Below are 19,785 nucleotides of genomic sequence, written 5' to 3'. Positions count from 1 at the left end.
CCCGCGAGCAGACACAAACCTGCCCATTTCCGCGTGAAAATGGGCAGGTTTACGTCCGTTCGGCGTGCTAGCGGGTGGTGTAGCCACCATTGGCGAAGATGGTCTGCCCGTTGATCCAGTGCCCCTCGCCGGCGAGGAAGACGACGAGCGGGGCAATGTCGGTGATCTCGGTCAGCCGGTTGCCCATGGCCTGCGACTTGTGGAACTCGACCCGCTCCGGGGTCTCCTGCGGATAGAAGAACGGCGTGTCCATCGGACCGGGAGCGACGTTGTTGACGTTGATGCCGCGGACGCCGAACTCCTTGGAAGCCGCCCGGGTGAAGTGCTCGACCGGACTTTTGGAGCCTGCGTAGGTCGAGTACCCATCGGTGTAGGCCGCCAGCAACGCGGTCACGATGGTCACCACCGAGCCGTTGTCGTTGAGCCGCTTGCCCGCCTGCTGCAGGAAGAAATAGGCGGCTTTGGCGTTGATGTCGAACATCGAGTCGTATTCGCCCTCGGTGGTTTCCACGAACGGCTTCCGCAACACCTTGCCTACGGTGTTGATCGCTATGTCGACGCTGCCGAATGCGTCGACGGCAGTGTCGAAGAGTCGTTCGACGTTGGCCGGGACGGTCAGGTCGCCTTGTACTTTGACGGCCTTGACGCCCGCATCATGCACTGCCGCCACCGTCTTGTCGGCATCGGCCTCACTGCTGGCGCTGTTGAAATGGACAGCGACGTTGACACCGTTGGCAGCCAACGTCGTGCTGATCAGGCCGCCAAGGTTCTTCGCGCCGGCAGCAACGACTGCCGACTTGCCTTCCAGTTTGCTCATGGCTAGCAGCGTAGTTTCGCAATCCACATATGGATAACGCAAAAGATCGAAGTATCCACAAGCTTTGGTTGTGGATAGGATTGACGGATGTCAGAGACAGTCCCCGATCTACGACGTTTGCGTCAATTCATCGCGATCGCAGATTCCGGCAGCATCACCGCGGCGGCCGCCGCGATGCACATTAGCCAGCAAGCCCTCAGCAGCTCCATGCAGCAACTGGACAAGGAGCTCAACGCCACACTGTTCCGGCGCGAGGGTCGTCGTCTGACACTCACTCCGGCCGGCGAATTGCTTCTGGCCGAAGGCCGAACACTGCTGGCAGCGGCGCACACCGTGGCCGACCGAGTGGAACAGACCGCCGAGGGTGCAGCCGAGGTCTTTGTCGTCGGCCACACCCCGGCACTGAGCGGCGGCGAAGCCTACACCCGCCTCGAACCGGCCATCACGGCGTTCCCGGAGACCTCCTTCACGTTCCGCCAGCTCTACCCCGATCAGCTCATCGATGCGGTATTCGACGGCACAGTGCAACTCGGCTTGCGCCGCGGAGTGGTGCCCACCAACGAATTGGCCACGGCCATCCTGGGTTACGACCGCGTGCGGCTGGCCGTACTCCGCGAACACCGGCTGGCAGGGCAGCCCACCGTCGACGTTCACGAACTCGCTGGGGAGCGCATCGCGTTGTGGGCACCTCCGGGAGCGTCGTACTACAGCGACTTTCTGATGGGTGCGTGCCGGCGTGCCGGTTTCGAACCCGACTACGTCGTCAGCCGGGTCCAGGGCGCGGCCACCGTCGCCGCCCCTCTCACCACCGGCGCCGTCACGTTCGTCACCACTCCCGCCGGCCCGGCCATGGACGGGCGCGTGGTGGTCACCGAACTCGAGCCTCCTTTATTGGTGGGCGCCCAGGCAATGTGGCAGCGGCACACCAGTTCAGCGGTGCGCGACGCACTGCTCTCGCACGTCTAGCCGATCCGGCTCAAATTACCCACTTCGATCGGCACGACCCGTTGCTCCGGATCGTTGTTGGGTACAGGCGCTTTCCACCAACCACGTAACCGCTGATGCCGGTCGACTGTCGAGGCAATGTACTCGTTGCCGCCTGCTCCGCCCTCGCGCGAGTGTGGCGGTAAGAAACGGTAGATGCCTTTGCGCGAATTCTGCGCCGCCTGGGTGGGATTCGGATTGATGCGAGTGTATGCGTCAACAATGTCGTCGACCGTTGTCGCCTCACCTGGGAACACGCCGGGCCGGAATGCTGTGTCGACGAACGCCAGTCCCGCGCCCCGAGCTTTCTCCAGCATCCAGCACAACGCGATGTCGCTGAGTCCGTGGTTCTCGTTGCCGCCGCCCACATCGGAGTGCGCTCCGGCGAACCACACCTGTTCCAGACGCTGCGCGGCGGGAGCCATATTCGACTGGGACCAGATGGTGGGTACGAACGGACCGCGCCGCTCGTCGATCGCGAGTGCCTGGTACGCCTCCCCGACCCTCGAACTCAGAGTGGTGTCGTGAAACTCGTACCGCTTGTTGAATTGACGGGCCAGCCACCCCCCGACTGACGGAATCCCCAGGGCACCAACGGTGTCCCAGACACCGATGAACCGGATCTCGGGTTCGCAGGAGTACATCTTCCGGAACAGTGCCGCCGCAACGCTGCGCGGATTGGTGTTCTTGTTTCCGGCCCGGTACAGCGCATACGCCTGTTCGATCTGATCGGCACTGTCGCGATGCAGCACGCCCGAGTTGCGGATGAGGCCTGCTGTGCTGCGTGCCGTGTACGCCCCGCGGCTGAATCCGAAGAAGAACAACTCGTCGCCCTCTTCGTAATTCTGGACGACGAATCGATAGGCCTCGCAGACGTCGCGGAACAGACCGGCACCGAAGGCCCCGCCGAGCAGGCGGTCCGACCGGGTGGTGCCCACCCCGCGGTGATAGAACAGGCGCTGCTCTCGCCCTTCACCATCGTGAGAGGCCAGCGCCATCGCCACTTTCGCGACATTTGTCGGCGTGGGCTTGCCATCTGTTGTCTGATCAGGTGTGTTCCATGTGCCGTCGCAGCACACCACCAGTCGCTTCGCCATGACTGAGCTCCCTCACCGCACCGGTACGCGCCTCATGCTCAGTGTGCGCGTGCCGGGCGATCACGCCATGCGTAGTGGACTACTCGAGTTCCCCGAATTCGGCGAGCATCTCGGCAGCCGCCTCAACTGCACGATCCCGGTCGCCGCTCACGAGCCCGATACGGGTACGCCGGTCGAGGACGTCGTCGACGCACAGCGCGCCTTCGTGGGTGACGGCGTACTCGAATTCGGCACGGATGACGTCGATTCCGTCGGCCACCGGGTCGGTGGGGCGGGCGCAGCGAGCCCGGGCGATTACGGTAGGCGCCTCGGCTCCGTACCGGGCCACCAGCGAGGACGGCAATGGGTGCTCAGATCGCAGGGTGGACACCGGATTGGCCGGGGCACCCACCAGTGGCAGGTTGGCAGTGCGGCAGGCCGCGGCGGACAGCCCGCGCAGGGCCAGCGCCCGGTCCAGGACATCCTGGGCCATGTACCGGTATTCGGTGAGCTTTCCGCCGATGATGCTGATCACGCCGCTCGCCGATTCCACCACCGCGTGCTCGCGGGACACGTCGGCGGTCTTGCCCTCTCCGGTGTCGATCAGCGGCCGCAGCCCGGCATAGGAGCCACGAACATCTGAAGTGGTCAGCTCGGTGGCCAGTGCGGTGTTGACGGTGTCCAACAGAAAGCGGATCTCCCCCGGAGTCGGTTGTGGCACATCGGGAATGGGCCCCGGCGCGTCTTCGTCGGTCAGCCCGAGGTAGACGCGGCCGAGCTGCTCGGGCATGGCGAAGACGAACCGGTTCAGCTCCCCCGGTATCGGAATGGTCAGGGCCGCGGTGGGATTGCCGAAGGCCTCAGCGTCGAAAACCAGATGTGTTCCGCGACTGGGCCGCAGCGTGAGTGCCGGATCGAGATCGCCCGCCCACACTCCGGCGGCGTTGATGACCATGCGCGCGGTCACCTCGAAGGAATCCCCGGTCAGTTCGTCGGTCAGGCGTACCGAGGTGGCGTCGGCCGCGCCGGCAGAGACTCTCGTGAGGATGCGCGCCCCGTGTTGCGCCGCGGTGCGGGCGACCGCGGTCACCAGTCGGGCGTCGTCGACGAGCTGGCCGTCGTAGGCCAGATAGCCGCCGTCGAGCCCCTCGGTGCGCACGGTAGGCGCCAGTTCGACGGCACGATGTGCGTCCACCCGGCTCGACCGCGGCAGGGTCGACGCGCTGGTTCCGGCGAGCCTGCGCAAGCCGTCACCGGCGACGAATCCGGTGCGCACCAACGCGCGCGACGCGCGGCTCATCGAGGGCAACAGGGGCACCAGTTGCGGCATGGCCTTGACGAGATGAGGTGCGTTGCGGGTCATCAGAATTCCGCGCTCGATCGCACTGCGGCGGGCGATCCCGATGTTGCCCGTGGCCAGATAGCGAAGCCCGCCGTGCACGAGTTTCGAGCTCCACCGACTGGTCCCGAACGCCAGATCGTGCTTCTCCACCAGCGCCACACTCAGACCTCGGGCGGCCGCATCCAGCGCGATGCCCGCGCCGGTGATCCCGCCGCCGATGACGATCAGGTCGATCTGTTGCCCGTCGGCCAGCGCGGCCAGTTCGGTTGCGCGCCTGGTGCGGTTGAGTGCTGTCGGGCCGGTCACGATTCCAGGTATCCGTTCAGAGCGTGGGTGAGCTCGGCCGCCAGGGCGTCGGCATCGAGGATGGGCTCGACCATCTGCGCGGACTGGATTGCCGACTGGGTGATCAGCAGGCACATGGTGGCCAGCTGGCGGGGATCCCCGGCCCGGACGCGGTCTCCTTTCGAGCGCACTTCCTGCGCGAGCTTGAGCTCCCCGGCCAGTGCGTCGATCAGGATCTGCTGGCTGGTGCCCAGCCGCTCGGCGATGTAGACCATCGCCACCTCCGGCGCGGAGTGCAGGACCGCCATGATCACCTCGTCGTGGCGCAGCCGTGCGGCCACGGTGACCATGCGGTCCACCAAGGCGGTCCGGCCTGGCCCCTGACCCCCGGTTTCGTCCAGAACACCCACGATCCGCGCGGTGAGCAGCGCAGCCAGGATCGACTGGGTGTCGGGAAAGCGCCGGTACACGGTGGGCCGGCTGACCCCGGCCCGCCGGGCGATCTCGGCCAGCGTCACCCGGTCCACGCCGAATGCCAGGACGCAACTGGCGGCCGCATCCAAGATCTGGTCGCTCAGCGATCCTTCGTTACTGATTGACATCATGTGTAATACTGTAACGCATGACTCAGCCGGCCGAACAGTTTCTGCCTCCGATGAAATGGAATGCCTGGGGCGACCCACAGGCAGCCAAGCCGCTCTCCGACGGAATCCGGGCTCTCTTGCAGCAGGCGCTGGGCGTCGACAGCGCGCCGGTCGCAGAGCCGGCACCCGAGCAGGTGCAATTGCGACCGTCGGCATTGCCCGACGGCGATCGTGAGGCACTCGCCGCCATCGTCGGCGCACCGCACTGCGGTACCGATACCATGTCCCGCCTGCTGCACGCCGGGGGCAAGTCCACGTTGGACCTGTTGCGCCGCAACGGTTCCGCCATGCAGGATGCGCCCGATGCAGTGCTGCTCCCGGCTACCGAAGACGAAGTCGCCGCAATCCTGGCCTACTGCACCGAACACCGGATCGCGGTCGTCCCGTTCGGTGGCGGGACCAGCGTGGTGGGTGGCCTCGATCCGCTGCGCGGTGATTTCACCGCGGTTGTCGCGCTCGACCTGCGCCGGTTCGACGAGCTGCACAGTCTCGACAAGGTGACCGGTGAGGCCGAACTCGGCGCGGGCGTCACCGGGCCCCAGGCCGAGGCGTTGCTTGGCGCACAAGGCTTCTCACTGGGCCACTTTCCGCAGAGCTACCAGTTCGCCACGATCGGCGGGTTCGCCGCGACCCGCTCCTCGGGGCAGGATTCGGCCGGCTACGGCCGCTTCGACGATATGGTCCGCGGCCTGCGCGCGGTGACCCCGGCGGGGACGCTGGACCTCGGTCGCGCTCCGGCCTCGGCAGCCGGACCGGACCTGCGTCAGCTACTTCTCGGCTCGGAGGGCGTGTTCGGCGTCATCACCCGGGTCCGGGTCCGGGTGCATCCGGTGCCCGAAACCACGCGCTACGAGGCCTGGTCCTTCCCTGATTTCGCCACCGGAGCCGAGGCTCTGCGGTCCGTCACCCAGACCGGCACCGGCCCCACGGTGATCCGGCTTTCCGACGAGGTCGAGACCGGGGTGAACCTGGCCACGACGGATAGCATCGGCGAGCAGAGCATCACCGGCGGCTGCCTGGCCATCACGTTGTTCGAGGGCACCGCGGCGCACGCCGAAAGCCGCCATGAGGAGACTCGCGCGGTGATGGAAGCCCACGGCGGCACCTCACTGGGTGACGCGCCGGCCCGGGCTTGGGAACACGGCCGGTTCAACGCACCGTATCTACGCGATTCGCTCCTGGCCGCGGGCGCATTGTGCGAGACGCTGGAGACCGCCACCACGTGGTCCAACCTGGCCACGCTGAAGGCCGCGGTCACCGGCGCCCTGACCTCCGCGCTCGCTGAATCGGGCACGCCGGCCCTGGTGATGTGTCACATTTCGCATGTGTACCCCACCGGCGCCTCGCTCTACTTCACGGTCGTCGCCGCCCAGCGCGGCAATCCGATCGAGCAGTGGCACACCGCCAAGACCGCGGCCTCCGACGCGATGGTGCGGGGCGGCGGCACCATCACCCACCACCACGCCGTCGGCGCGGATCACCGCCCTTGGATGCGTGAGGAGATCGGCGATCTCGGCGCCGAGGTACTGCGCGCAGTCAAGGCCGCGCTGGATCCGGCCGGAATCCTCAACCCGGGCAAGCTGATTCCGTGAATCGGGTCACTGTTCTGACCAATCCCATGTCGGGACACGGCAATGCGCCGCATGCCGCCGAGCGGGCAGTCGCACAGCTCCAGCGGCGCGGCATCGACGTGTGCGCGATCGTCGGGACCGACGCCGCGCATGCCCGCCGTCTGGTCGATGAGGCACTCGACCGCGGCACCGACGCACTTGTCGTGGTCGGCGGCGACGGGGTGATCTCGCTGGCCCTGCAGGCGCTGGCCCAAGGCGATGTCCCGCTGGGTATCGTCCCCGCCGGGACGGGAAACGACCATGCCCGCGAATATCGTCTGCCGACAGGCGATCCCGAGGCGGCGGCCGACATCGTGGCCGATGGCCACACCGAAACGGTCGATCTCGGCCGCATCGAGGACGTCGCCGGCGCAGTCAAGTGGTTCGGCACCGTGATGGCCGCCGGGTTCGATTCGCTGGTGAGCGACCGGACCAATCGGATGCGTTGGCCTCACGGCCGGATGCGCTACAACGTGGCGATGGTCGCCGAGATCTCGAGGCTACGACTGCTGCCGTTCCGTCTCGCATTCGACGACGGCCCGGAGATCCGCACCGACCTCACCCTGGCGGCATTCGGCAACACCCGCAGCTATGGCGGCGGCATGTTGATCTGCCCGGGCGCCGACCATTCGGACGGACTGCTCGACGTCACGATGATCACCTCGGCGTCCCGCACCAGGTTGGTGCGCCTGTTCCCGACCGTTTTCAAGGGCACCCACGTCGACCTCGACGAGGTGACGACCAAGCGTGCCAAGACAATTCATGTCGAGTGCCCGGGCAGCTCCCCAAGTATCAATGCCTACGCCGACGGGGATTTCGCCCTCCCGTTGCCGGTCACGGTGTCAGCGGTGCCGGGGGCACTGCGCTTGCTCGTGCCCAAACAGTCCTGAATGAACTCCACGATGTAGTCGCGGGCCTCACGGCTCTCCGGCAGAAACGGCAGGAACGCCGGGAAAGCGTGGAGCTGTCCTGGCCAGAGCTTGAGGGTGCTCGACCGGCCGGCTTGTGTCAGCATCTCATGCATGCGTTCGGCGTCGCAACGCAGAGCCTCGGACTCCGCCGCGATGATCAGGCTGGGCGGAAAGTCGGTGAGTACGCCGTTGACCGGGGACAGCGCGTGGTGGTCAGAGTTCTTGGGGCCGACGCATCCGACGACCATCGGCAGGGCCAGTCCGATCCCCATCCGATCGGCAGTGAAGTTGGGATGGCCGGCGCGGCGTTCACCGTCGAGTTCGAGCAGCGGGCTGATGCCGATGACGCCGGCCGGCGCATCCAGCGCCTGCTCCTGGGCGGCGAGAACAGTTGCGAACGCGAGGAATCCACCTGCCGAATCGCCTGCGATGACCGTCTTGGCCGGCTCCGCGCCCTGGTCCAACAGCCAGCGGTAGGCGCGTAGGCAGTCCGCGACGGACTCGTCGACCGTCACGTGGGGGTGCTGACGGTACTCGACGTGCACCACGGGAAGTTGCGTCTGTCGAGCGAGTGCGACCACGACATGCGAGTGGGTGTCGAAGCCGCCGAGAAAGAACCCCCCGCCGTGCAGGTACAGGATGGCGCCGTCGGAAAGCGGGCGGTGAGCCGACTCGGCTGTCCGGACGGACTCGATCGTGACATGACCGAGCGTGATACGGCTGACCCGCAACCCCCGCCGCGGGCGAAGGCGCTGGAGCCGCGCGAGCGCGTTGATGCGACGACCGATCGCGGAGAGGCGATCCTCTGCGGATCGATCCCCTTGGTAGGCAACCGATCTGCGTATCTGTACGAGAAGGGTTCGGCGAGCGATCGCATAGCACGCGCGGGATCTGCGGCTGGGCCGTCGTGTTGACAGTGCGGCGGCGGGTAATGCCATCCCAACTCCTTCGGTTTACCTCGGCGCCCCAAGGGCGGCAAGCAGTTTCATCAGATGGCCGAAAGCGTCGGTGAACGGCCGAGCAGGCACCGTCGGGTCGATGGCCCGCTGGATGCCGAGGCCGATGCCGGCACTGAGCAGTAGGTTGCCGAGATCCGCCAGGCTCGCCGCGACGTCGTTGTTCGCCATCTGCGCTTCGGTGAGGCCCAGCTCTGCCGACATCGACTGCAGCACGTCGATCACCATCTGCGCGGCCTCGTCGCGCAGGGCCGTGATCATCTCGGCAAGCTCGGGATTGTTCCGAGACAGCACTGCGAATTCGAGTTCGAGCATGGTCCAGCCGACATCGCCTGCGGTGCGCTCGAGCCAGGCGCTCAACGCCTCCACGCGATTGTCGAGCTCCGCGTCGGATATCGCGAGCTCGGCCATCTCGGCGAACTTCTCGCGGTGGATCAGCTCGAGCACATCACGGCACAGGTTGGTCTTGCCGCCGAAGTTGGAGTACACCGCGCCTTTTGAGTAGCCCGCGTCATCGGCGATGTCTTCGAGGCTGGTGGCGGCGTACCCGTGGCGCAGGAAGCGCTGTTTGGCGGCCTCCAACAGTTCGGCTCGCGTCTGTTCCTGGCGTTGAGCCCTGGTCAGCCGCGGCATTCGCTGATGATAGTTCGGAGCGGACTTTGGGTATTGAATTAACTCAAAGTATTCGGATACCGTCAGTATGCGAACGGTCGTGAGGCGACTCAAGGGGAGGAATGACGTGCGGTTTTCACAGCGGCAGGGGTTGGCGGACGGGGCGGTGGTCATCGTCACCGGCGGGGCGCGTGGCATCGGCGCCAAGACGGCGGAGCTGTTCTCCGCCCGCGGCGCCACCGTGTGGATCGGCGATGTCGATGCCGATGTGGCCGCGACGACCGCGGCCGGTATCCCCCGCTGCCGGGCGGCATATCTCGATGTCACGCAGCGGTCGTCGTGGGATCGATTCGTCGCGGACGCCGTCCGCGAATCAGGCGGCATCGACATCCTGGTCAACAACGCCGGGGTCATGCCGCTCGGCGCGTTCGCTGCCGAACCCGAGGCCACCACTGACCTGATCCTCGACGTCAACGTGCGTGGCGTCTTGAACGGCATGCGCGCCGTCGTCCCGTCGATGGTGGACCGTGGTTGTGGTCACGTCGTGAATGTGGCGTCGATGGCGGGCATGATCCCGATCCCGGGCATGGTGACCTACAACGCCAGCAAGTTCGCCGCACTCGGCGCCTCGCTGGCGGCACGTCGCGAGTACGCAGGCACCGGGGTCTCCGTGTCGGCCGTGCTGCCGTCGGCGGTTCGCACCGAGCTCACCTCGGGTGTGCGGCTCGGAAATGGTCTCCCCACCGTGGATCCCGACGACGTCGCGCGAGCGATCCTCAAGACCCTGCGGAGCCGGGCCGCCCGCACGTCGGTCCCAGGTTGGGTCGCCCCCGGGTGGGCCCTTGTCGACGCCCTGGTACCCGAGGCGATCCAGCGCGCGGTGCGAGACAGGATCGACGACCGCCGTGCCCTGACCGCCCTCGACGAGAAGGGCCGGTCCACGTACCTGCAGCGCATCGACCGGCAGTCGAAAGCCCATGCCGTGCAGCCCGATTCCGGGGTGACTCCATGACGAGGGCAGTGGTGATCGGTTGCGGTGGCACCATCGGAGGCGCGTGGACGGTCGCGGCGCTGCACGCCCTGGCCGAACAGACCGGGTGGGATCCGCGTGACACCGCCGTGCTGCAAGGCACTTCGGCGGGCGCCGAGCTCGTCACGATGCTGGGCGGCGGCGCCACAGTGGACGATCTCGTCGCGATGCACCGCGGCACCTCCACCGACGAGCGCCTGCGCCGGCATGTCGCGGACACGCCGTCCAGCATGCCGCCGATCCCGGCGCCCCGACTGCTCAACCCGCGCCTGCTCGGGAGTCAACGGGGCCTGGCCGCCGCCACCGGCATCGCTCCCGCTGGGCGCGGCAACGCGGACTGGTTGCAGCGTCTCGCCGACGGGTTCTCCGATCCAGCGGGGTGGCTGACACACCCTGGCATCCGGATGGTCGCCTTCGACTACCAGCGTGGCGAGCGTGTCGTGTTCGGGGCGCCCGGCGCACCGGAGGCCACCGCGGGCGAAGCGCTACGCGCGTCCTGGGCGGTGCCGGGCTGGATGCCCCCGGTCACGATCGGCGGCCGCCAGTTCGTAGACGGCGGCGCCGCATCGACCGCATCGGTCGATCTGATCGCCTCCGATGATGCCGAGACCATCTACGTGATCACCCCAATGGCCTCCGAACCAGGTACGCGTGCACCGGGACTCGGTGGAAGGCTGGAGCATCGACTGTTGCGCCGGCCGATGTCGGTCGGGCTGGACCGCGAAGTGGCGGCGGTGCGGGCGCGCGGCGCGCAGGTCGTCGTCATCCGGCCCGACGCTGACGACCTCGCGGGCCTGGGTTCACACTTCATGCGGCGTAGCCGACGACAGTCGGCGTTCGAGGCATCGATGCGCACCACACCTTTCACAGTCCGACGTGCGCTCGCAGTCAGTGAGGACGCTCGGTGAGCCGCGAGGTCCGCATCGTCATCATCGGAGCGGGGATGGCCGGCATCGCCACCGCATACACGCTCAAGCAAGCCGGGTTCACGAATTTCACCATCCTGGAAAAGGGTTCGGATGTCGGCGGAGTCTGGCACTGGAACCGCTACCCGGGCCTCACCTGTGACGTCCCGTCGCAGATCTACCAGTTCTCGTTCGCGCCCAAACCGGACTGGAGCCACATCTGGGCCGGCGGGCAGGACATCCAGCGCTATCACCGCGACGTCATGGAACGATTCGGACTCGACGCCCATCTGCGGTGCAACACCGAAGTCGTCGAGGCCCGCTACGACAGCAGCACCACGTCGTGGACGCTCACCACCAGTGACGGCGACACCCTGACAGCCGATTTCGTCATCTGCGCCACCGGGGTGCTGCACCACCCGTCGATACCCGACATTCCCGGTATGGACACCTTCGGCGGACCGATCGTGCACACCGCGCGGTGGGACCCGACGGTAAAGACCGACGGCCGGCGTATCGCCGTGATCGGCACGGGATCCACTGGCGTGCAGGTTGTTTCGGCCTTGCAGCCCAACGCACGCACTCTCTTGCACTTCGCCAGATCGCCGCAGTGGATCCTGTGGGCGCCGATGTCGCTGCGGCAGTCGTCGGTGATCGCCAGGGTGCTCCGCCGGCGGCCGGGATGGCATGACTTTCTGTTCCGGCGACTGCAGTGGGGAGCCAACATCCTTGCCGACGTCGTCACCACCCCGTCGTGGCGACGCACGTTGGTGCAGTCCTATGCCCGATGGAGTCTGGCCGTCCAGGTCCGTGACCCCGCACTGCGGGCAAAACTCACTCCGGACTATGAACCGCTGTGTAAACGACAGGTGGTCTCGGGCACGTACTACCGCGCCATCAAACGCCCCAACGCCAAACTGGTCGACGAACCCATCCAGGAATTCACCCCGACGGGAATCCGCACCGCTGACGGCACGCACCACGAAGTCGATGTCGCGGTGCTGGCCACGGGTTTCCAGGCGCACAACTACATGCGGCCGATGAATATCGTGGGCCGCGACGGCCTCACCCTCGACGATGCGTGGGTCAAGGGCCCACGGGCCTACCGCATGACAGCGATCCCCGGCTTTCCGAACCTGTTCACCGTGCTGGGCCCGAACTCACCGACCGGGTCCATCCCTTTGCAGTACTCGGCCGAGCGCACCGCCGGCTACATCGTGGCCTGGCTCAAGCGATTTGAAAACGCGGAACTGTCCGAGGTCGAGGTCACCGAGGAGGCCACCGACGAGTTCAACACCGCGGTCGCCGACGGGCTCGGTCCGACGGTGTGGAACACCGGGTGCAATTCGTGGTACTTCACCGACGCCGGAACCATCGACCTGTGGCCGTTCGACCGGGCCACCCTCACCCGCATGCTGTCCGAACCGGACCCCGCCCACTACCGGATCCGGTGACGGCGAGCCACGCATCAAGCCCTCTTCCTGCGATTCGGCGTGTTTGCCCGACACCGTGAACGGCACACGGTACGTTTCGTTCGGGCCGGGGTTGTGACTGAGTGGACTGGTACGGAGCGTCATGGAATCGACGAAATACATCGGCCGCGTCGGCGCGCTGGCCGTTGCTCTCGGCATCGGCACGGCCTTGACTTCCGGGACCGGAATCGCCTGGGCCGAAAGCGGACCCAGCGGTACCGGCAATTCGACGGCGGGAAGCTCCGACGGCTCCACCTCGAACTCAGGAACGAAGCAGAACCCGGGCAAACCGTCGAGCATCAAGAAGCCGGCGACCACTCCGTCCGGCGCGGTGTCGAAGATCGGCGAGCGGATCCGCAAGGACGTCGAGTCCGGCCTGAACGACGTCGGTGACGCGATCAAGCAGACGCAGAGCCGCCTGGCCTCCGCCCGCACGCCGCTGCGGAACCAGACGTCCAAGCCCCGGAGCAAGATTCAGGGCACCCTCACCGATGCCCTTGATGCCGGGACAAAGGCCGGCACCGGCCAGAAGCCCGACAAGGTCGATACCGCCCGGATCGTCCCGGAAGCGGCGACCTCTGCACCCGCTCTGCGGCGCGCACAACGTCCCAACACCGTGGTGGTACGCCTCGACGACGCCACCGAAAACGTCGCCCAACGCGGCCGCGACGTCGTCTCCACGCTGCGCACCGAGGTCACCACGTTCGACATCCCCGACGTCGTGCCGGAGAAGTCCGTCGTCCCGGCCGCGCCGACCACAGCCCCCAAAGTCACCGCCACGCCGGTGATCTCAGCATTGCTGGGCGTCGCGGGGCTGTCACCGTTCGGTGCGGGAACCAGCCCGGTCGCCCCCGGCCAGTCCCCCGCGCTCTGGGCCATGATGGCGTGGACGCGAAGGGAATTCGAGCGGTCGATCAATCCGATCGGGTCACGCGTGGTCTCGGCCGACGACGCCGCGTCGGTGGTGGCCGAGGGCGAGATCCAGCCGATGGCAGCCACTCCCAATGCGGCGGTGCAGACCGATGACCTGACGCCCAAACCTCAGGTCCCGTCGTCTTTGGCCGATTACACCACCAAGCTCGGGTGGGTCACCGGCCCCGGCGTCACCGACCACTGGTACGTCGCGGGCACAGACCTCGGCATCATGTGGAACAGCGGTTACACCGACCCGGTGACCGGAAAACCGATCGTCTACGCCTTGTTCGGCGATACCTATAGCGAGCCGGGCATGGCCGGCGACTGGCGCAACAACGTGTTGTTCCGCACCGCCGACACCAATCTGTCCAACGGTCTCCAATTCAGCGATGCCGTGATCAATGCCGGGGCGCAGTATCCCGGCGACCCCGCCGGGGTTCATCAGTGGTACGGCACCGGGGGCTCGGCCGCCGGCGCCTCACAGATCATCTACGACCCAGGCGGCCTCAACGGGCTGTTCGGCCAGACCTACACGATGATCCCGACGTCGGCGATCGCGATCGAAAAGCCTGGCGCCGAAGGCGGTTACCGGCAGTACGCCACCGTGATGTCGATCCGCACCTGGGACAACCCGGGCAGCTGGACCACGAACTACTCCGCGATCGCCTACTCCGACGACGGCGGCAAGACCTGGACCGTCGACCGCGACACCGTGCGTTCCTCGGGCTGGTTCCGCGCAGGGCCGGCCTACGTCCCCGGCGACGAGCATTTCCAGCAGAACGCGCTGGTGATGTCGGACGACCCGACCGATCCGTACGTCTATGTGTACGGAACGCCATCGGGCAGGCAGGGCTCGGCCTACGTGGCACGGGTACAAAAGGATCAGATCACCAACCTGGACGCCTATGAGTACTTCGCCGGTGAGGATTCCAGCGGTGCCGGGCAATGGGTGACCGGTGACCCGTCGGCGGCAGCCCCGGTGTTCGGCTCCAGCCGAACCGATTTCCTGCCGACCGTCTACCGGGTCGCGGACTTCTTCACCTTCGGGTTGTTCACCAAGGTCGCGAACGGTATCTGGGTCGGCGGTCTGCCCACGAACGGAAATGTCAGCGAGATGTCGGTGCAGTACAACGAGTATCTGGGCAAGTACGTCGTGCTCTACACCGATGGCGGTAACAACGTGGTGATGCGGGTGTCGGACTCGCCGCAGGGTGAATGGTCGGATACCACGACGCTGGTGAAGAACAACCTGACGAGCGACACCGGCATGTACGCGCCGATGGTCCACCCGATGTCGGGCACCGACTACTTCAACACCGTCGATGCCAACGGCAATGTGGTCGAGGACAACTCGCAGTACCTGTACTACAACCTGTCCTACTGGGGTGACTACAACGTCCGGTTGATGCAGACCGACCTGGCATCGATGAAGACGGTCTCGGTGTAGGGCCATGTACCGGGTGTTTGCGTCGGGCGGGGCGGTGATCATCGTGGCTGCCGCACTCAGCACGAGCGCGTGTGCTCACGCCGATCCGGAGCCGGCGCCTCCCGGTCCACCCGACACCACCGCGCCGCAACCGGACTCGTCATGCACCGAAAACCTGGCCGGTGCACTGACTCTGGCCGAGCCCGGACAACTCGGCAACAACCGGCGCCTGCTGCAATGCACTACCGGGACCTGGCAGGTGTTCGGTGGTCCGTACCCGTCGTCGGACCGCTGGCTGACGACCGGCCCGGCGCCGATGATCCTGCACGGGCAGGGCCGACGGAATCCGGAAGCCGCAGCAGGCACCTGGACGGCGACCCCGCAGACCGCCGAGGCCCATTGCAGTGCCGATGTTGTCGATGTCCTGGGCGCCGGCGAGACGTCGGAGCCCGAGACTTTCAGCGCCGAACCGGGCCAACCGCTGACCATCGAGATCAGCGACCACATGTTCACAGCGAAGCTCAGCGGCTACTGCCTCTGGGCGCGCAGCTGACGAGCTATCCGACGCCCCGGTTCAGCCACGACACCTCGGCGCCGTCACCTCCGTTGCGGTAGGGCTCGAGTGACTCGTCCCACGCGGTACCCAGCACGGTGTCGAGTTCGGCGGCCAACATGTCGGCGCCGCCGGCCATCAGGGACCGCAGCCGCATCTCGCCGACCATCACGTCCCCGTTGGCACTCATCGCGCCGCTCCACAGACCGAGGTGGGGGGTGTGGCACCAGCGGTGCCCGTCCACTCCGGCGCTGGGGTCCTCGGTCACCTCGAAGCGCAGCACAGACCAGGAGCGCAGGGCATTGGCCAACTGCGCCCCGGTGCCGACGGGCCCAACCCAGTTGGTGACCGCGCGCAACTGGCCGGGCATGGCCGCTTGCGGAGTCCACTTTAGGTTGGCCCGCGCCGACAGGGTCGACGACAACGCCCACTCAACATGCGGGCATACCGCCGCGGGTGAGGCATGGACATACACCACGCCCGTCGCCGCGTCGGCGAACTGGTTCGACGCACGCATCTGCTACTCCTTCGGATACGAGGGACGTCTTCCCCAACGGCCTGGTATTCCGATCGAGCATGCAGTTGTGTGTGCCGCGCGTGTCTATTGTGCCTTGTGTGGCCAGTGTTGCGCTAGTCTGTCCCGCTTTCTCTCAGGACACCATCAGATATTGCCGGCCACAGCGAGTAGGTCCAGTCCCCGAAGTCGCGGTCGGTGAGCACCACCAAGGCCAGGTCAGCGGCCGGATCCACCCAAAGAAACGTGCCCGATTGGCCGAAATGCCCGAACGTGCGCGGAGAGTTTGCCGAGCCGGTCCAGTGCGGAGATTTGGCGTCCCGGAGCTCGAACCCCAGTCCCCAGTCATTGGGGCGTTGCACCCCGAACCCCGGCAACACCCCATCGAGCCCGGGAAACTGCACCGTCACCGCATCGTCGTGCAATTGCTGTGACACCAGTGCCGGACGAAGCAACTCAGCGGCGAACATCGCCAGGTCGGCAACAGTCGACACGCCGCCGAACCCGGCTGCCTGCGTCCCGCCCAACAACGTGGATGTGGACATTTGCAGCGGCTCGAACACCGCTTCGGTCAGATAGCCGGCGAACTCGATGTCGGCGGCTTCCTCGACGGCGCGGGCCAACAGTTCGAAACCGTAGTTCGAATAGATCCGACGCTGCCCCGGACGCGCCAGCACCTCGGCCGAACGCATGGACACCCCCGACGCGTGCGCCAACAGGTGGCGGATCGTCGAACCGGGCGGGCCGGCCGGGGTGTCGAGTTCGACGGCGCCCTCTTCGATCGCGATCTGCACGGCCCGGGCCACGAGCGGTTTGGTCACCGAGGCCAACGTGAAGGCCTTGCTCGCGTCGCCACGGCTGGCCAGTACCCCGGACGGGCCGACCACGGCCGCGGCCGCCGAGTCGACCGGCCAGGTATCGATCACGTCGAGAACATCGGCAGCGTTCATCGGGCTCATCACCCGCAAAATCTATCGGGCCCGACCCAGATTCCGGGAAAGCAATTCCTCGACCATGCTCGCTGCCACCGCGTCCACGTCGACGACCAGGCGACGCAGGCCGACCGCCCGCCGAACCAACTCCCCCGGATCGCCGTCGGCGACCGCCGAGAGCCGGTGCACATCGCAGACCGCACGGTAGGCCGACTGGGTCGATTCCGGTTCGGTGGCCTCACACCACCGCTGCATCGACTGCGTCCAGGACGACACCCGCTCACCGGCACCCCGCCCGTGCACCAGGTTCAACGCTCGGCGGTACACGTCTGCCGCCCACTCCACCGGGACCGGTTCGTCGAGCACCGGCAGCAGCACCTGATCCAGGGCGCGGTACCCGGTCGAGTCGCCGGCCGCGACGGCCGCCATGCCGCCCAGCGCCCGCGCCAACGTGCCCAGTGCCGCATCATCGAGATGCTCGGCGATGGCAGCCAACCGTGCTGTCGCAGTGACGGATCGCTCGTCATCTCCGGTATCGGCCGCCGTCGCTGCGAGCAGGTATGTCAGGTAGCCGTGCGCGGTGGTCTCCGGAACACCGTCGAGCAGCACCTGCGCCCGTTGGCCCCAACTTCCGGCCAGCGCGACATGCCCACGGGCCAGCCAGGCCAGGCCGAGTTCTGCTGCCTTCATCGCAGCCTGCACCGGGTCGGTGCGCAGCAGTCGCGTGTGCACCTGTTCGTTGATCCGCACGGATTCGCGGCCGTGCCCCTGCCGCCAGGCCGCGGAGGCGAACACGGCAAGATCGTCGGTGTCGAGGGCCTGCACTCCGTCGACGCGGCTGAAGGATTCGTAGCTGGTACGCCAGTCATTTCGCCGATACGCCGAGCGTGCGACTACCAGCAGTTGGGTTCGATCGTCGACCACAACCCACGGTAACGCGAGGACGCTCCGCCGGCCCGAGATTCGGTCGACGACAACATCCGGCCGGCAATTGGACACCTGTCCGGTTTGCATTAAGTTATAAGCATGCCTCAGACAGTGCGTGGTGTGATCTCCCGGAGCAAGAAGCAGCCCGTCGAACTGGTCGACATTGTCATCCCCGATCCGGGTCCCGGCGAGGTGGTGGTCGACATCATCGCCTGCGGCGTGTGCCATACCGACCTGACCTACCGCGAGGGCGGCATCAACGACGAATACCCGTTCCTGCTGGGGCATGAGGCCGCCGGCACTGTCGAATCGGTCGGCGAGGGCGTCACCCACGTCGAACCCGGTGACTTCGTGATCCTCAACTGGCGCGCGGTGTGTGGTGAGTGCCGCGCCTGCAAGCGCGGTCGCCCGCACCTGTGCTTCGACACCCACAACGCCGCCCAGAAGATGACTCTGACCGACGGCACCGAGCTGACCCCGGCGCTGGGTATCGGCGCGTTCGCCGACAAGACCCTGGTTCACGAAGGTCAGTGCACCAAGGTGGATTCGGCGGCCGACCCGGCGGTGGCCGGCCTGCTCGGCTGTGGCGTGATGGCCGGCCTCGGCGCGGCGATCAACACCGGTGCGGTGACGCGTGACGACACCGTCGCGGTCATCGGCTGTGGCGGCGTGGGCGATGCCGCGATCGCCGGTGCCGCCCTGGTCGGAGCGAAGAAGATCATCGCCGTCGACACCGACAACAAGAAGCTGAACTGGGCCCGCGATTTCGGGGCCACCCACACCATCAACGCCCGTGAGCTCGATGCCGTCGCGACCATCCAGGACCTCACCGACGGCTTCGGCGCCGATGTCGTGATCGACGCGGTCGGCCGCCCCGAAACCTGGAAGCAAGCCTTCTACGCACGCGACCTGGCCGGCACCGTCGTGCTGGTCGGCGTCCCGACCCCGGACATGACGCTGGAGATGCCGTTGGTCGACTTCTTCTCCCGCGGCGGATCTTTGAAGTCCTCCTGGTACGGCGACTGCCTGCCCGAGCGCGACTTCCCCACCCTGATCTCCCTGTACCTGCAGGGCAGGCTGCCATTGGAGAAGTTCGTCTCCGAGCGCATCGGCCTCGACGCGATCGAGGATGCGTTCCACAAGATGCACTCGGGTGAGGTGCTGCGGTCCGTGGTGGTGCTGAAGTGACCGGGCCGGCTCAGATCCAGCGAGTAGTCACCAGCGGCACCTTCGAACTCGACGGCGGCAGCTGGGACGTCGACAACAACATCTGGGTCGTCGGCGACGACAAAGATGTCGTGGTGTTCGACGCGGCCCACACCGCTGCCCCGATCATCGAGGCCGTAGGCGGGCGCAACGTCGTCGCGGTGGTCTGCACACACGGCCACAACGACCACATCACCGTCGCACCCGAACTGGGCAAGGCGCTGGATGCCCCGGTGCTGTTGCACCCGGCCGACGAGATGTTGTGGCGAGTCGTCCACCCCGACAGTGAGTTTCGTACTGTCGAGGACGGTCTCGTGTTGCGGGCCGGTGGCATCGAACTGCATGCCCTGCACACCCCCGGGCACTCTCCCGGGTCGGTCTGCTGGTCGATCCCCGAGCTCAACGCGGTGGTCTCGGGCGACACCCTGTTCCAGGGCGGGCCGGGTGCGACCGGACGGTCGTTCTCCGACTTCCCGACCATCCTGGACTCGATCTCGAAGCGGCTGGGCCTGCTGCCCGGCGAGACCGTCGTCTACACCGGCCACGGCGACACGACCACCATCGGCGACGAGATCGTCCACTACGACGAATGGGTGGCACGCGGGCACTGACGCCGTTTGCGATCACGCTGAGCCAGTTCCTTACCGGCAGGCAACAGCGCGCCCATA

Annotated in this window: 19 protein-coding genes; 10 read left to right on the top strand and 9 right to left on the bottom strand. The window is 66.7% G+C overall.

The window, feature by feature from the left end:
- Nucleotides 1-67: 67 nt before the first annotated feature.
- Nucleotides 68-817 carry an SDR family oxidoreductase gene (locus ACZY08_RS21475; protein WP_463746648.1) on the bottom strand — a complete coding sequence of 250 codons (750 nt, stop codon included), beginning with the start codon at nucleotides 815-817 and terminating at the stop codon, nucleotides 68-70.
- 87 nt (nucleotides 818-904) lie between these two features.
- Between ACZY08_RS21475 and ACZY08_RS21470 the strand changes: the two genes are divergently transcribed.
- Nucleotides 905-1,783, top strand: coding sequence for a LysR family transcriptional regulator (locus tag ACZY08_RS21470; protein WP_463746647.1), 879 nt, complete (start codon nucleotides 905-907; stop codon nucleotides 1,781-1,783).
- Here ACZY08_RS21470 and ACZY08_RS21465 read toward each other — a convergent pair.
- The 3 genes from ACZY08_RS21465 to ACZY08_RS21455 all read right to left on the bottom strand — a co-directional run bounded on the left by ACZY08_RS21465 (nucleotide 1,780) and on the right by ACZY08_RS21455 (nucleotide 5,109).
- Nucleotides 1,780-2,898 (bottom strand): DUF2235 domain-containing protein, encoded by a 1,119-nt coding sequence (locus ACZY08_RS21465; RefSeq protein WP_463746646.1) that lies wholly within the window; start codon nucleotides 2,896-2,898, stop codon nucleotides 1,780-1,782. The two genes, ACZY08_RS21470 and ACZY08_RS21465, sit on opposite strands and share 4 nt — an antisense overlap.
- A gap of 79 nt (nucleotides 2,899-2,977) precedes the next feature.
- On the bottom strand, nucleotides 2,978-4,525 hold the full coding sequence (locus ACZY08_RS21460) for a glycerol-3-phosphate dehydrogenase/oxidase (RefSeq protein WP_463746645.1): 1,548 nt from the start codon (nucleotides 4,523-4,525) through the stop codon (nucleotides 2,978-2,980).
- Complete coding sequence (locus ACZY08_RS21455; RefSeq protein WP_463746644.1) at nucleotides 4,522-5,109, bottom strand: TetR/AcrR family transcriptional regulator; 588 nt, start codon at nucleotides 5,107-5,109, stop codon at nucleotides 4,522-4,524. Before ACZY08_RS21455 ends, ACZY08_RS21460 begins: the two co-directional genes overlap by 4 nt.
- 50 nt (nucleotides 5,110-5,159) lie before the next feature.
- Between ACZY08_RS21455 and ACZY08_RS21450 the strand changes: the two genes are divergently transcribed.
- Nucleotides 5,160-6,740, top strand: coding sequence for an FAD-binding oxidoreductase (locus ACZY08_RS21450; protein ID WP_463746911.1), 1,581 nt, complete (start codon nucleotides 5,160-5,162; stop codon nucleotides 6,738-6,740).
- Complete coding sequence (locus ACZY08_RS21445) at nucleotides 6,737-7,648, top strand: diacylglycerol kinase (protein WP_463746643.1); 912 nt, start codon at nucleotides 6,737-6,739, stop codon at nucleotides 7,646-7,648. Before ACZY08_RS21450 ends, ACZY08_RS21445 begins: the two co-directional genes overlap by 4 nt.
- Here ACZY08_RS21445 and ACZY08_RS21440 read toward each other — a convergent pair.
- Complete coding sequence (locus tag ACZY08_RS21440; RefSeq protein ID WP_463746642.1) at nucleotides 7,558-8,400, bottom strand: alpha/beta hydrolase; 843 nt, start codon at nucleotides 8,398-8,400, stop codon at nucleotides 7,558-7,560. The genes ACZY08_RS21445 and ACZY08_RS21440 overlap by 91 nt on opposite strands.
- A 222-nt stretch (nucleotides 8,401-8,622) precedes the next feature.
- On the bottom strand, nucleotides 8,623-9,258 hold the full coding sequence (locus tag ACZY08_RS21435; protein WP_463746641.1) for a TetR/AcrR family transcriptional regulator: 636 nt from the start codon (nucleotides 9,256-9,258) through the stop codon (nucleotides 8,623-8,625).
- 106 nt (nucleotides 9,259-9,364) lie between these two features.
- On the opposite strand from ACZY08_RS21435, the gene ACZY08_RS21430 reads away from it, so the two are divergent.
- The 5 genes from ACZY08_RS21430 to ACZY08_RS21410 all read left to right on the top strand — a co-directional run bounded on the left by ACZY08_RS21430 (nucleotide 9,365) and on the right by ACZY08_RS21410 (nucleotide 15,538).
- Nucleotides 9,365-10,249 (top strand): SDR family oxidoreductase, encoded by an 885-nt coding sequence (locus ACZY08_RS21430; RefSeq protein ID WP_463746640.1) that lies wholly within the window; start codon nucleotides 9,365-9,367, stop codon nucleotides 10,247-10,249.
- Entirely contained in the window at nucleotides 10,246-11,175 is a 930-nt protein-coding gene (locus ACZY08_RS21425; protein WP_463746639.1) for a patatin-like phospholipase family protein, read from the top strand. Before ACZY08_RS21430 ends, ACZY08_RS21425 begins: the two co-directional genes overlap by 4 nt.
- Nucleotides 11,172-12,626, top strand: coding sequence for a flavin-containing monooxygenase (locus tag ACZY08_RS21420; RefSeq protein WP_463746638.1), 1,455 nt, complete (start codon nucleotides 11,172-11,174; stop codon nucleotides 12,624-12,626). Before ACZY08_RS21425 ends, ACZY08_RS21420 begins: the two co-directional genes overlap by 4 nt.
- A 121-nt stretch (nucleotides 12,627-12,747) precedes the next feature.
- Nucleotides 12,748-15,006 carry a DUF4185 domain-containing protein gene (locus ACZY08_RS21415; RefSeq protein WP_463746637.1) on the top strand — a complete coding sequence of 753 codons (2,259 nt, stop codon included), beginning with the start codon at nucleotides 12,748-12,750 and terminating at the stop codon, nucleotides 15,004-15,006.
- A gap of 4 nt (nucleotides 15,007-15,010) precedes the next feature.
- Nucleotides 15,011-15,538, top strand: a complete 528-nt coding sequence (locus tag ACZY08_RS21410; protein ID WP_463746636.1) for a hypothetical protein — start codon at nucleotides 15,011-15,013, stop codon at nucleotides 15,536-15,538.
- A gap of 4 nt (nucleotides 15,539-15,542) precedes the next feature.
- On the opposite strand, the gene ACZY08_RS21405 is transcribed toward ACZY08_RS21410, so the two are convergent.
- From ACZY08_RS21405 to ACZY08_RS21395, 3 genes are all read right to left on the bottom strand, one after another.
- Nucleotides 15,543-16,055 (bottom strand): DUF3145 domain-containing protein, encoded by a 513-nt coding sequence (locus ACZY08_RS21405; protein WP_166905287.1) that lies wholly within the window; start codon nucleotides 16,053-16,055, stop codon nucleotides 15,543-15,545.
- 113 nt (nucleotides 16,056-16,168) lie between these two features.
- On the bottom strand, nucleotides 16,169-17,002 hold the full coding sequence (locus ACZY08_RS21400; protein ID WP_463746910.1) for a serine hydrolase domain-containing protein: 834 nt from the start codon (nucleotides 17,000-17,002) through the stop codon (nucleotides 16,169-16,171).
- Nucleotides 17,003-17,023: 21 nt separating this feature from the next.
- On the bottom strand, nucleotides 17,024-17,908 hold the full coding sequence (locus ACZY08_RS21395; RefSeq protein ID WP_463746635.1) for a chemotaxis protein CheY: 885 nt from the start codon (nucleotides 17,906-17,908) through the stop codon (nucleotides 17,024-17,026).
- Between the two features lie 102 nt (nucleotides 17,909-18,010).
- Here ACZY08_RS21395 and ACZY08_RS21390 point away from each other — a divergent pair, with 102 nt between their 5' ends.
- Both ACZY08_RS21390 and ACZY08_RS21385 read left to right on the top strand, forming a co-directional pair.
- The gene (locus ACZY08_RS21390; RefSeq protein ID WP_463746634.1) at nucleotides 18,011-19,099 is read left to right on the top strand and encodes an S-(hydroxymethyl)mycothiol dehydrogenase; all 1,089 of its coding nucleotides are present in this window, start codon (nucleotides 18,011-18,013) and stop codon (nucleotides 19,097-19,099) included.
- On the top strand, nucleotides 19,096-19,728 hold the full coding sequence (locus ACZY08_RS21385) for an MBL fold metallo-hydrolase (protein WP_463746633.1): 633 nt from the start codon (nucleotides 19,096-19,098) through the stop codon (nucleotides 19,726-19,728). The genes ACZY08_RS21390 and ACZY08_RS21385 overlap by 4 nt, the downstream gene beginning before the upstream one ends.
- Nucleotides 19,729-19,785: the final 57 nt, after the last annotated feature.

Source organism: Mycobacterium sp. IDUB_9, from assembly GCF_055419505.1.
This window is presented reverse-complemented; position numbering and strand designations above follow the sequence as displayed.